Consider the following 12,367-nt stretch of genomic DNA (forward strand, 5'->3'; position numbering starts at 1 on the left):
ATGGCAGCTTTTGAAGTAATTGGCGGGCAACCGCTACGGGGAGAGATTATACCCCAGGGAGCAAAAAACGAAGCCCTCCAGATTATCTGTGCCGTGCTGCTCACCGCCGAGCCCGTCACGATCAGCAATATTCCCGATATCCGCGACGTCAACAAGCTCATCGAGCTGTTGACCGATATGGGCGTCAAGACCGAGCGGCTGGCTCCTGATACCTACCGGTTTCAGGCCGATGCCGTCAGCCTCGACTACCTCGACACCCCGGAGTTTGTAAAGCAGGCCCGGGAGCTGCGCGGCTCAGTGATGATCCTGGGGCCCATGCTGGCCCGGTTCGGCCGTTGCCAGCTCCCCAAGCCCGGCGGCGACAAAATCGGCCGCCGTCCCATGGATACCCACTTCCTGGGGCTGGAAAAGCTGGGCGGCAAGCTCACCCTCGAAGGCACCGACTTCTACCGCATCAAAGCCGAGAACGGGCTGCGGGGCACCTACATGCTGCTCGACGAGGCTTCGGTGACGGGCACCGCCAACATTGCCATGGCCGCTGTGCTGGCCGAAGGCACCACTACCATCTACAATGCCGCCTGCGAGCCTTACTTGCAGCAGCTCTGCCGGATGCTGGTGCGCATGGGCGCCCGGATTCAGGGCATCGGCTCCAACATGCTCATTATCGACGGCGTGGAGACGCTGGGTGGAACTAACCATCGGATGCTGCCGGACATGATTGAAATCGGCTCGTTTATCGGCCTGGCAGCCATGACGGGCTCGGAAATCACCATCAAGGACGCGCAGATTCCCGAGCTGGGTCTGATTCCGGATACGTTCCGCAAGCTTGGCATCCAGATGGAGTTCCGCGGCGACGACATCTACGTGCCGTCCCAGGACCACTACGAAATCGGAACCTACCTCGACGGCTCCATCCTGACCATTGCCGACCACACCTGGCCCGGCTTCACGCCCGATCTGCTCAGCATCGCGCTGGTGGTGGCCACCCAGGCCCGGGGTACGGTACTGATTCACCAGAAGATGTTTGAGAGCCGCCTGTTCTTCGTGGACAAGCTGATCGACATGGGCGCCCAGATCATTCTCTGCGACCCGCACCGCGCCACCGTCATCGGCCTCGACCAGCGCACCCGCCTGCGGGGCATCAGCATGACTTCCCCCGACATCCGCGCCGGCGTGGCGCTGCTCATTGCGGCCCTCTCCGCCGACGGACGCAGCGTTATTTCCAACGTGGAACAGATTGACCGTGGCTACCAGTACATCGACCAGCGCCTGAACGCGCTCGGGGCCCACATCAAGCGCGTGTAGGAATCCTTTCGTTGGCTGCCGGACTGACTGGATTGTATAAACGGGTCTGGCAAAATGCCCACTGACCCAGATACTTTATCAACAAAAAAGCCTCCTGCGCAAACAGGAGGCTTTTTTGTTGAGCTACTACCGGACTAGTCTATTACCATGTCCACGATAAACGTGACGACAGACAAAACCAGACTGAAAATCAGCGCGGAAATAAACCCGTCGACCCGGAAGCCGGCCAGCAGCCAATCGGCAATGAGCACGATGACGGCGTTGATGACCAGCAGAAACAGGCCCAGGGTGAGGATGGTGATGGGGAAGCCCAGAATCTTCAGAATCGGCTTTAGCACCGCGTTCAATACCGCCAGCACCACTACCAGCAGCAGGGCGTCGGTGAAGCCGGCAATGTGAGCACCGGGCAGGAACCTGGCCAGTACGTAGGTCAGGATGGCCGTCAGAAGGAGCTTGAGAAGAAAACCCATACGTGCAGTTTAGTGAGGTAGACAGTCTGGCCGGAAGCCGGCCGTTCGTCGTTACGAAAAACCGGCGCGGGCGTTTACACCCTAGTCTTCGTCTTTGTCAGCCTTGCCCATGTCGCGGGCTTTGAGGCGACCCTGCGACACGGCCATCCAGTTGGCCATGTTGTACAGCAGGCGGGCCCCCACGATGCCGTTCCAGTCGGTTTCGCCGGGAGCAACTTCGTTCAGGTCGCAGCCGATGATTTCGCGGCCGGAGCGCACGACCATCCGGATCAGGTACAGCGCCTGCTCAAACTCCAGCCCGCCGGGAACGGGCGTGCCGGTGCCGGGGCACAGCTTGGGGTCCAGTCCGTCGATGTCGAAGCTGAGATAGACTTTCTGGGGCAGCTGGGCAATGATTTTGTCGCACTCCTTGCGCCACTTCTTGCCGGCAAACTTTTCTTCCTGCAGAAACCGGTCGTGGAACATCACAACCCGCCCCCCGCTGTGGTCGATCAGGTCGGCTTCCTGCTGACACAAATCCCGGATGGCTACCTGCACCAGCTTTTTAACCTGCGGGAGCTGCAGGGCGTTGTACATAATAGACGCGTGCGAGTACTGGAACCCTTCGTAAGCAGGGCGCAGGTCGCAGTGCGCATCAATCTGCAGGATGCCAAACTCGGCATGGCGCTCAGCCAGTGCGTGGAGGTAGCCCAGCGGCGTGCTGTGGTCCCCCCCGAGCACGACGACCGCTTTGCCCGCGTCGAGGTGGGCGCCGGCTTTCTGCTGCAGCCACTTGAGCAGAGCCTCGCCCTGCCTGGTAACTTCGGCTACCACATTGCCGTGCTTTCCTGCGGAGGTGCTGGGCTGTCCTTCCTCAAGCCAGCTGATGTAGCCGGCGGCCTGGGCGCGGAGCTTGTGGCTTTCGGCGGCCCATTTATCGTCCTCCTCCTCCATGGCCAGGCCCAGCTTCCAGGCATCCGGAATGTCCGGATCGTACAGGTCGACCTGCAGCGAAGCGTCGCGGATGGCGGCGGGCCCCTGAGCCGTCCCGGCCCGGTACGAAACGGTTACCTCCCACGGCACGGGAATCACGACGACCTGGGCCTCCTCGACCGTGAACGGCAGGCCATAAAGTCCGCCGGCAGCGTCGCCAAGGGCATTGGGGTCAAACTCGGCAATCTTTTTTTCCAGGCTGGAATTGGTTGAATGGGGCATAGAAAAGCGTAAAGCAGGTGATGAAAACGGAGGATAAGCCGGGACCGGCGGGCAAGAACGAGGCTGTCATTCCGGAGCCCGCGGCGCCTGACCCGCGGGGAGTCCGGTTTCCGTGGAAGTCCGCAATGACAGCCTCTGGTAGTTTGCAGCAGGGTGGCCGGCTTGCTTAGGAAGCCGCCTGGCCGTCGAGGAAGTCGTAGGTCCGGATGATTTCCAGGATCTTGATAAAGGTGTCGCGGTCAAAGAACAGCATCAGGGGCAGCTCCACGGAGTTTTCCTTGTCGGAGAACTGGGTAATAACCGAGAAGATCAGGGGCTGCACCAGAGGCTTGCTTTGAAGCAGGTTCTGCAGAGAGCCGGCAATGTTGCCGTAGGGGGCCTTGGGCGGGGCTCCGTAGATTTTGGCCTTCAGAATGTTGGCCAGCTGCGTGACGAGGGCCCCGGTAATGATATTGCTGATTTCCAGCAGGAGCGACTCCTGCATTTCGTCAATCTTGATCGAGTCCGCCGTCTGCATGCGCAAGCACACCCGGGAAAGCCGCTGCACGTGCTGACCCGAGAAAAACATCAGCGTGGTACCGTTGAAATCACCGCGGATATCGGACTGAATGATGACGTGGGTCGTTTCGAACTCATTCACCTTGTCCAGGATGCTACGCCCCGGCATAATATCGAGGCTCGGAACTTCGAGGAGCACTTTCTCCTGCGCAATGGCCGCAAACGAGTCAGCCGCACGGGCCAGGCCAATGTTCAGGATTTCGCGGATTATATCCCGCTCCAGTTCCGTCATGTGCAAATCCATAGGAATCAATCAGTTGAAGGGCCGGCTTATACTTGAGCTTACCCTGAGTCTGCAATACGTGTTTTACGGTCGTTTGGCTAGAAAAAGTCTGGTAAGCGCCGGCACATCGAGTACCAGGCAGACCTGTCCGTTTCCAAGCAGGGTAACGCCGCCAAACAAGTCAATCATGTCCAGGGGCTTACTCATGGGTTTGATAACGATATCCTGCTGACGCAGGAACCGGTCCACGATAAGGCCCAGACGGCGGTTGTTGTAATTGACAATGATGATGTTCTGCCGGCCGGTAATGTCTTCTTTGTTTGCGGCGGGCAACGGCCCATCCTCGCTTCCATGCAGCAGCGCCCGCAAGGGAACTACCGGAATATTGTCGCCGAATACGTGGGCCAGTAGCATGCCGCCTACTACGTGCAGGTCGTCGGGCCAGAGGGCTACCACTAAGTCAGTATGCATGAGCGGAATGGCGTAAGAGCTTTCTTCCAGCTCAAACAGCAGCGCGCCCTTTACGGCAATGGACGTAGGCAGCACCAGTGTAAACGTCGTTCCCTGGCCCAGCACCGATTCCACGCGCAACTGCCCGCCCAGCGAGTCGATGGCCAGCTTCACAACGTCGAGCCCGACGCCCCGGCCGGAAATTTCCGTGACTTCCTTGGCCATCGAGAAGCCCGGTTCAAACAGGAAAGCCCGGACCGCACCCGGATCGAGCAGCCCGGCCGCCTCGGCCGAAACAAGCCCGCGCTCCACGGCCTTGCGCCGGACGCTTTCGACATCAATGCCTTTGCCGTCGTCGGTCACCTGAATCAGCACGTCATCGCGCTCCGTCTGGGCCGACAGCGCCAGCTTACCCTGGGCGGGCTTGCCGGCTTTCACCCGGTCCTCCGGCGTTTCAATGCCGTGGCCGATGGCGTTGCGCACCAGGTGCAGCAGGGCGTCGGTTATAATCTGCAGGATATTCCGGTCAATCTGGATGTCTTCCCCGGAAATGGTCAGCTCGACATCTTTCTGCTCGGCCGTGGCTACATCGCGTACTACCCGCGGAAACTTGTTGAACAGCGAGCCCACGTTTACCAGGCGGGCATCCATGACGCTGTACTGCAGCTCATCGGCAATGCGGAACAGGTGCGTGGCCGCGGTCTGCAGCGCCGGGCTGCCGATTTCCTGACTTAGCGTCAGAATCCGGTCCCGGTCAATAATCAGCTCGCCTACGAGGTTGAGCAGGTGGTCCAGCTTCTTGATCTGGATGTACACCAGATCCGACAGCTCCAGCTTGCGGTTGGCATCCTCGTCGGCGTCGACCTCCTCTTCCTCGCCCAGCACGGGCTCCTCCCCTTTAACCAGCAGGTCGAGGTTGTTGACCAGGGTTGCCACGCTGGGCAGCTCCCGGCTTTCGCCCACGGCCCGGATCATCTCCCCGATCTTGTCGACGCCGGTAAAGAGCACCGGCACCATAGAACCGGAAAACGTTTTCTCCTTGTCCCGGATCAGCCCAAAGATGGTTTCCATCCGGTGAGCCACTTCCCCGATATCGGCGTAGCCCATGGCCCGGGCGTTGGCCTTCAGGTTGTGCATAAGCCGAAACAGCTCGTTGAGAGCGGGCGCATCAGCCGGATTTTTTTCCAGCTCGCTGATGTGACGGCTCATGGCGTCGTAGTATTCGAGCGCCTCGGCCATAAATATCTCCCGGTACTCCTGTTCCCGTGATTTCATTGCCGTACGGGTTCGGAAGTGGAAGATGCGTGCAGCCGGGAGGTGGGAGTCCACATAACCAAGCTGCGCCGGATAAATTCGGAAATGCCGTCGAGCGGGAGCACGACGTTGGCGTGGCCGGCCTGAATTACGGAGTTGGGCATGCTGAACACGGCGGCTGAGGCCTGGTTCTGTACGGCCACGGTACCTCCGGCCAGCCGGATGGCTTCGGCCCCAAGTGTACCATCACGGCCCAGACCCGACAAAACGACGCCCAGAGCCTTGCGGCCAAAGCAGCTGGCGGCGGAGCGCATCAGCAGATCCACCGAGGGCTCGTCAGCGGAAGGACTGACTTCGGAAGTAAATTCCGTTTGCCAGGCCAGCCAGGGGCTACCCGTTACCGGCCGCACCACCATGTTGTATCCTCCGGGGGCCACGATAATCTTGCCGGCTTCGAGCAGCGTGCCGGCCTCGCCCGAAACAACGGGTAAGGATGTGGCCCGCCGCAGCCGGTCAACCAATGAATCAGTGAAGTGACCGGGCAGGTGCACGGCTACCAGTACAGCGCAGGTAAGGGGGGGCCGTAGCTGACGAACCAGCTGCTCTACGGCGGCAGAGCCACCCGTAGAGCCGCCAATGACCACTACGCCGCTGATGGGAGCACCAACTACGGCCGGCATGCGGCGGGAAATCGGCCCTGCCACTTTGGTCAGCACCCGGCGGCCCGCGCGGATTTTGCGAAGCAGCTCACGGCGCCAGCCGGAAAATAGTGGATGCGTCGGTTGCGGAACACCGTTTACGTGCTCGTACAGGCCCCAGCGGGCCGCCTGTGCTACCTCTTCGCCCCGGGGCGGAACATCCGAGTACAGCAGCACCGGCACGGGATAGTGCTGGGCCAGCTGCTCGAGACGCGCTAACTGGTTTTCCCCCACGATGACCAGATCCGGGCGCAGGCGGCGCGCGGTGCTGGACAGGTCGTTAGCGCCGGCCGCCCCCACTACCCACAGGTCTGACTCGGCGTGAAGCAGCCGGGTCAGCTCCTGCCGGACCTGCAGGGGCAGGTTGCCAAAGAGCACTGTAAGTGGGGAAGACAAATCGTACACAGTTAGTGAAACGAAACAGCGAAAAGAGGAATGAATCGAAAAACTCAGGCAGCCAACGAGCGGCTGTCAAGGCCGAATCAGGCTTCGGTTGAGCCGCCTTCCTGCAGGGCGCTGCTCACGATTTCCAAGACTTTCTCTTCCGAGAAGGGCTTTACGATATAGGCGGAGGCGCCGCTTTCCAGGGCTTCGTTGACGATTACCTCCTGGCCCACGGCGCTGCACATCACCACCTTCACATCCGGCTGGTCCTGCCGAATACCTTTCAGAACATCCAGACCGGTGTTGTCGGGCAGAATTACGTCGAGGGTAATGAGGTCGGGACGGGTTGCAGCGGCCATTTCCAGGGCTTGCTGCCCGTTTGCGGCTTCACCTACTACCTCATAGCCGGCGTCGGTAAGCATGTTCTTGAGCATCGTGCGCATGTAAAAGGAGTCATCCACGATGAGAATGCGGTTTTTCATACAGGTAGGGTCAGGGTGTCAGGGAAGAGTAAAAAAGGCAGGTCGCAAGCTGCTCAGGCCTTTCTACGCGCCGCTCGGGGTGAAGATGCCGCTTTGGGCTGCAGCTGCATGATTTCCGTGGGGGTAAGCAGCTTGAGCATGTCGAGCACGATGATAATGCGGCCTTCCACGCGGGCAATGCCCTCAATGTATTTGTCGTGAATATTCATGTCTTGGATGAACTCCGGCGCTTTGTCGATGGCCGAAACCGGCACCGAAAGCGGCTGGGGAACCTCCCGCACGATGATACCAATGGTGTAGTCGTTGGCTTCCACAGCCATGGTGAAGCTCAGCTCGGGCAGCGCCCCGCCGGCTCTACGCAGGCCAAACCGCTCTTCCAGATCGATGACGGCAATGATGTCGCCGCGCAGGTTGGCAATGCCTTTCACGAAGGCGGGGGTTTTCGGCATCCGGGCTACTTCCGGCGTTACCGTCACTTCCTTTACCTGCTCGATCCGGATGCCATACTCCTCGCTTCCCAGTCGGAAGACGATGAGCTGAATCAGAACTTCTTGTTTGACAGCTTTTTTCTCGCTGCCAGTCAATTCGTTTTCCGCCATGGATGGATGGGCTCACGCCGCCGGCTGGTAACCGGCGGCGCAGCCGAAAACAGAAGTGGTTTACTTGGATTTTGTTTTGCCGCGGCCTTTGGCGGCTGGCTTCTCCTGCTGAGCGGCCGGCTTGTTCGTATCCGGCGTTTCGGGCTTCTCGGCTTTGCCGTTGCTGGCCGCTGCGCGACGCGGCGGAGCGGGCTTGGGCGCAGGCGCGGCCGGTTTGGGAGCCGGAGCAGCCCGGCGCGTCGGCATGGTGGCGCCGTTGCGCGCAGCCGGACGGCTGGCCGCCGGAGCTTCGGCCGGCGCGTTGTTGCGCTGGCTGCGGGCCCGGATGGAAGACGAGGCGGCTTCTACTGCCCGCGGACGGGCGGCCGCCGCCGCCGCCGGGGTCAGGTTGCGCAGGCCGGCCCGACGGGGCAGCGGCTCGGGCTCGGGCTCGGCGTACTCCATCAGCTGGAAGGCCGAGAGGCCCACCTGCAGGTCGTCGGCAATGTCGGTCAGGTTCTGGCTCGACGTGGTTAGCTCCTGCATAGAGGTCGACAATTGCTTGGCAGTACCGGCCACCTGCTGGGTTCCGGAGGCCGTCTGCTCAGCAATGGCTACCACTTCCTCTACGTACTTCACTACGTCACCAATCGAGGTTTTCTGTACCTCGGTAGCCGTGAGAATGTCGCGGGACGTGCGGAGCGTTTCGCCGGAGCTGGTCGCAATGTTCTTAAAGGCGCTGGAGGCTTCGAAGGTAGCGTTCTTACCCTTCAGTACTCGCCCTTCCATGGTCGAGATTGCCGTTGCGGCCGAGGTAGTATCTTTCTTTACGTCCTCTACCAGCGTGGCAATTTCGGAGGCCGACTTGCGGGACCCTTCGGCCAGCTTGCGAATCTCTTCGGCTACTACCGCGAAGCCTCGGCCGGCTTCCCCGGCGCGGGCTGCTTCGATGGCCGCGTTCAGAGCCAGCAGGTTGGTCTGGGAGGCAATGTCGGTGATAACACCAAGCGACTTGCTGATTTCCTGGGACCGGGTGCTGAGAACTTCGATGGTGCGCGAGGTCTGGGCGGCAGCGTTGGAGATTTCCTCCATGTTTTTTACCACTTCAGCCACAGTCTTCAGACCGAGCTGGGAGGTCTGCTCACCCAGGATTGCCGACTTGTTCACGATGTCGGCCTTGCCCGCCGTTTCCTTCGTGGCCTGCATGATTTCCTCGATCAGCTTAAACGCCTGGTCGGTTTTCAAAGCCTGGTTCTGGGCGCCTTCAGCCATCTGCTGCATGGCCAAAGCCACGTCGACCGTTACCCGGCTCATCTCCTGCCCTTTCGTGACCATCTCCTCCGACGAGGCTCCCACAATCTGCGAGGAGTCGTTGATTTCGCCGAGCAGCTCGTTGAGGTTTTCAACGGCGATGTTCAGCGCGTTGGACATGGCCAGGATGTCGCCGGCCGTGGGTACTTCTACTTTCTGGGTCAGATCACCTTCCGAGATGGCTCGTACCACGCGCGATACTTCGAGTACCGGCGAGGCAATGGATTCGATCAGGTCGTTGAGCGTGTCTACGATGTCTTTCCAGCTGCCGCTCACGCCCGTTACCGTGGCGCGCTCCGTCAGCTTGCCCTCGACCCCGGCTACGCGGGCTACGCGGCTTACTTCCTGGGCCAGACGGTTAAGGTCATCCACCATTCGGTTGATGGTTTCGGCCAGGTCGGCCACCTCACCACGGGCTTCCAGCGTCAGCTTCTGGGTAAGGTCACCTTGCGATACCCCCGTTACTACCTTAACGATACCCCGCACCTGCGTGGTAAGGTTGGCAGCCATTCGGTTTACGTTGTCGGTAAGGTCTTTCCAGACGCCGCTCACGTTGGGCACGTTGGCCTGGCCGCCGAGGCGGCCTTCGGTACCTACTTCCTGCGCCACCCGGGTTACCTCACCGGCAAAGATGTTCAGCGAGTCCACCATTCGGTTGATGTTGTCCTTCAGCTCCAGCATTTCGCCGCGCACGTCAACCGATACTTTTTGGCTCAGGTCGCCTTTCGTGATGGCGGTGGTTACGTTGGCAATGTCCCGTACCTGAGAAGTCAGGTTCGAGGCCATCGTGTTTACGTTGTCGGTAAGGTCCTTCCAGGTTCCGCGGACGTTCGGCACTTCGGCCTGACCACCCAGCTTTCCTTCGGTACCTACCTCACGCGCCACGCGGGTTACCTCGTCACCAAATGTGTTCAGCGAGTCCACCATCTGGTTGAGGTTCTCCTTGAGCTGGAGAAGCTCACCGCGTACGTTAACCGTGATTTTCTGGCTCAGGTCCCCGCGGGCTACGGCGGTTGCTACGTTAGCAATGTCCCGCACCTGAGAAGTCAGGTTCGAGGCCATCGTGTTTACGTTGTCGGTAAGGTCTTTCCAGGTACCCGAAACGCTCGGTACGTTGGCCTGACCGCCCAGAATACCCTCGGTACCTACTTCACGTGCTACCCGGGTTACCTCGCCGGCGAAGATGTTGAGCGAGTCCACCATCTGATTCAGGATGTTTTTCAGGTCGAGGATTTCGCCCTTCACATCTACTGTCATCTTCTGGCTCAGGTCACCTTTTGCTACCGCGGTTGCTACGTTGGCAATGTCGCGTACCTGATAGGTCAGGTTGGCGGCCATGGTGTTTACGTTATCCGTCAGCTCTTTCCAGGTACCACCTACGCGGGGTACGTTGGCCTGGCCACCAAGCTTTCCTTCGGTACCTACTTCACGGGCTACCCGGGTTACTTCGTCACCGAAGATGTTCAGGGAGTCCACCATCTGGTTCAGAATGTTCTTCAGCTCCAGAATCTCGCCCTTCACGTTTACCGTCATCTTCTGGCTCAGGTCCCCGCGGGCTACGGCGGTTGCTACGTTGGCAATGTCTCGTACCTGAGAGGTCAGGTTCGAGGCCATGTAGTTTACGTTATCCGTCAGCTCCTTCCATACACCGGCCACGTTGGGCACTGATGCCTGGCCGCCCAGTTTACCCTCGGTGCCTACCTCGAGTGCCACGCGGGTTACTTCCCCTGCGAACAGGTTCAGGGAGTCCACCATCTGGTTCAGGTTCTGCTTGAGCTGCAACAGCTCGCCCTTTACATCAACCGTGATTTTCTGGCTCAGGTCCCCGCGCGCTACGGCGGTTGCTACGTTGGCAATGTCTCGTACCTGAGAAGTCAGGTTCGAGGCCATCGTGTTTACGTTATCGGTGAGGTCTTTCCAAACGCCGGCCACGTTCGGTACCGACGCCTGGCCGCCGAGGCGACCTTCGGTACCTACTTCCTGGGCCACGCGGGTTACCTCGCCGGCAAACAGGTTCAGCGAGTCCACCATCTGGTTGAGGTTCTGCTTGAGCAGGAGCAGCTCGCCCTTTACATCAACCGTAATCTTCTGCGACAAGTCGCCTTTTGCTACGGCAGTTGCTACGTTGGCAATATCTCGTACCTGAGAGGTCAGGTTCGAGGCCATGTAGTTTACGTTGTCGGTAAGGTCTTTCCATACACCAGCCACGTTGGGCACTGATGCCTGGCCGCCTAGTTTACCCTCGGTGCCTACCTCGAGTGCCACGCGGGTTACCTCCCCGGCGAACAGGTTCAGGGAGTCCACCATCTGGTTCAGGTTCTGCTTGAGCTGCAACAGCTCGCCCTTTACATCAACCGTAATCTTCTGGCTCAGGTCCCCGCGCGCTACGGCGGTTGCTACGTTGGCAATGTCTCGTACCTGAGAGGTCAGGTTCGAGGCCATGTAGTTTACGTTATCCGTCAGCTCCTTCCAGATACCACCCACGTTTGGTACGCTGGCCTGGCCGCCGAGCTTACCCTCCGTACCTACTTCCTGGGCCACGCGGGTTACCTCACCGGCAAACAGGTTCAGGTTGTCGATGGTCTTGTTGATGGTTTCGGCCATGACCTTGAAGTCGCCGGAAACGGGGATCTGGAACGTCTCATCCAGGTTGCCCTTCGAGATGTTCTTCAGAACCTTTCCTACTTCCAATACCGGCACGGCGATGGAGTCCACCAGGCCGTTGATATTGTTGATCATGTCGCGCCAGAAGCCGGCGGCATTCTCGGCCGAGGCCCGGGCCTTAAGGTTACCCTCTACCCCGGCCACCTTCGAGATGCGCGACACCTCGCCGCCTACCCCGCCGATCATCTCCACCATGGAGTTGTAGGCTTCGGCGATTTCAGCGAAGATGTCGTCGTTCTGCTTGGTCAGGCGCACCGATACGTCACCTTTCTTAAAGGCGTCGAGGGCGTAGAGCACGCGGTTCAGCTGCTCGTTGACGTAGCCCGGATCCTGCGAATCGGTGGAGCCCCGGTTAGAGCCCCGCTTCCGCGTCAGATCATTGGTGGTGCGAATTACGTCCGTCACCATACCCGAGCCGGTGCCAGGGCCCGAGGCAGTGGACAGATTTGCATCGTCGTCCGGAGTGAAGGAAGCCGGATCAACTCCGGATTTTGGTTTGGTAGTCTTACCTGAAGCCATACTGAAGAGTAGGTTGCGAAGCCAAAGGGCGGAGCGGCTAGCAGCCGGGCTAAAACAGCCCGTAGCTAGACTGACAAAGATAGCGAATAACCCCGTTCGGGCCTACAAACAAGCAGGACCGGGCCGCAACTAAAAAAGTGATTTTGCTAAGTTAAAGAGTATCAGGCGCTGCAACTGTAAGCAGCCCCGAAATTGGGCGCTGCCGCTGAGCTCAGAACCGTTCGACTTAGTCGCCGCCCTGCTGCCGAAGGCCGCTTCGACCCGGCGCTGCGGCGGA

At 59.8% G+C, this 12,367-nt stretch carries 9 protein-coding genes; 1 reads left to right on the top strand and 8 read right to left on the bottom strand.

The features are described from left to right. Positions 1–1,305, top strand: coding sequence for a UDP-N-acetylglucosamine 1-carboxyvinyltransferase (gene murA / locus LJY25_RS01845; protein ID WP_227606518.1), 1,305 nt, complete (start codon positions 1–3; stop codon positions 1,303–1,305). Between the two features lie 134 nt (positions 1,306–1,439). Here murA and LJY25_RS01850 read toward each other — a convergent pair whose 3' ends face one another. From LJY25_RS01850 to LJY25_RS01885, 8 genes are all read right to left on the bottom strand, one after another. Next, entirely contained in the window at positions 1,440–1,775 is a 336-nt protein-coding gene (locus LJY25_RS01850) for a phage holin family protein (protein ID WP_227606519.1), read from the bottom strand. 81 nt (positions 1,776–1,856) lie between these two features. After that, positions 1,857–2,969 carry an agmatinase family protein gene (locus LJY25_RS01855; RefSeq protein ID WP_227606520.1) on the bottom strand — a complete coding sequence of 371 codons (1,113 nt, stop codon included), beginning with the start codon at positions 2,967–2,969 and terminating at the stop codon, positions 1,857–1,859. Between the two features lie 166 nt (positions 2,970–3,135). Further along, the gene (locus LJY25_RS01860) at positions 3,136–3,771 is read right to left on the bottom strand and encodes a chemotaxis protein CheC (protein ID WP_227606521.1); all 636 of its coding nucleotides are present in this window, start codon (positions 3,769–3,771) and stop codon (positions 3,136–3,138) included. 63 nt (positions 3,772–3,834) lie between these two features. Further along, positions 3,835–5,475, bottom strand: coding sequence for a chemotaxis protein CheA (locus LJY25_RS01865; protein WP_227606522.1), 1,641 nt, complete (start codon positions 5,473–5,475; stop codon positions 3,835–3,837). Continuing rightward, positions 5,472–6,548, bottom strand: coding sequence for a chemotaxis protein CheB (locus tag LJY25_RS01870; protein WP_227606523.1), 1,077 nt, complete (start codon positions 6,546–6,548; stop codon positions 5,472–5,474). The genes LJY25_RS01865 and LJY25_RS01870 overlap by 4 nt, the downstream gene beginning before the upstream one ends. Positions 6,549–6,634: 86 nt before the next feature. Beyond that, the gene (locus LJY25_RS01875; protein ID WP_227606524.1) at positions 6,635–7,018 is read right to left on the bottom strand and encodes a response regulator; all 384 of its coding nucleotides are present in this window, start codon (positions 7,016–7,018) and stop codon (positions 6,635–6,637) included. A 53-nt stretch (positions 7,019–7,071) separates the two neighbouring features. Next, positions 7,072–7,617, bottom strand: coding sequence for a chemotaxis protein CheW (locus LJY25_RS01880; RefSeq protein WP_227606525.1), 546 nt, complete (start codon positions 7,615–7,617; stop codon positions 7,072–7,074). A gap of 60 nt (positions 7,618–7,677) precedes the next feature. Beyond that, positions 7,678–12,090: a HAMP domain-containing protein gene (locus tag LJY25_RS01885; protein ID WP_227606526.1), complete on the bottom strand. Its 4,413-nt coding sequence runs from the start codon at positions 12,088–12,090 to the stop codon at positions 7,678–7,680. Positions 12,091–12,367 lie beyond the last annotated feature (277 nt).

The sequence above is a fragment of the Hymenobacter translucens genome (assembly GCF_020685205.1).
GTDB classification, from domain to species: domain Bacteria; phylum Bacteroidota; class Bacteroidia; order Cytophagales; family Hymenobacteraceae; genus Hymenobacter; species Hymenobacter translucens.

Coding starts and splice junctions, on each gene's coding strand:
- LJY25_RS01885 (WP_227606526.1), bottom strand. CDS start 12,090: ATGGCTTCAGGTAAGACTACCAAACCAAAATCCGGAGTTGATCCGGCT.
- LJY25_RS01865 (WP_227606522.1), bottom strand. CDS start 5,475: ATGAAATCACGGGAACAGGAGTACCGGGAGATATTTATGGCCGAGGCG.
- LJY25_RS01860 (WP_227606521.1), bottom strand. CDS start 3,771: ATGGATTTGCACATGACGGAACTGGAGCGGGATATAATCCGCGAAATC.
- LJY25_RS01875 (WP_227606524.1), bottom strand. CDS start 7,018: ATGAAAAACCGCATTCTCATCGTGGATGACTCCTTTTACATGCGCACG.
- LJY25_RS01855 (WP_227606520.1), bottom strand. CDS start 2,969: ATGCCCCATTCAACCAATTCCAGCCTGGAAAAAAAGATTGCCGAGTTT.
- LJY25_RS01880 (WP_227606525.1), bottom strand. CDS start 7,617: ATGGCGGAAAACGAATTGACTGGCAGCGAGAAAAAAGCTGTCAAACAA.
- murA (WP_227606518.1), top strand. CDS start 1: ATGGCAGCTTTTGAAGTAATTGGCGGGCAACCGCTACGGGGAGAGATT.
- LJY25_RS01850 (WP_227606519.1), bottom strand. CDS start 1,775: ATGGGTTTTCTTCTCAAGCTCCTTCTGACGGCCATCCTGACCTACGTA.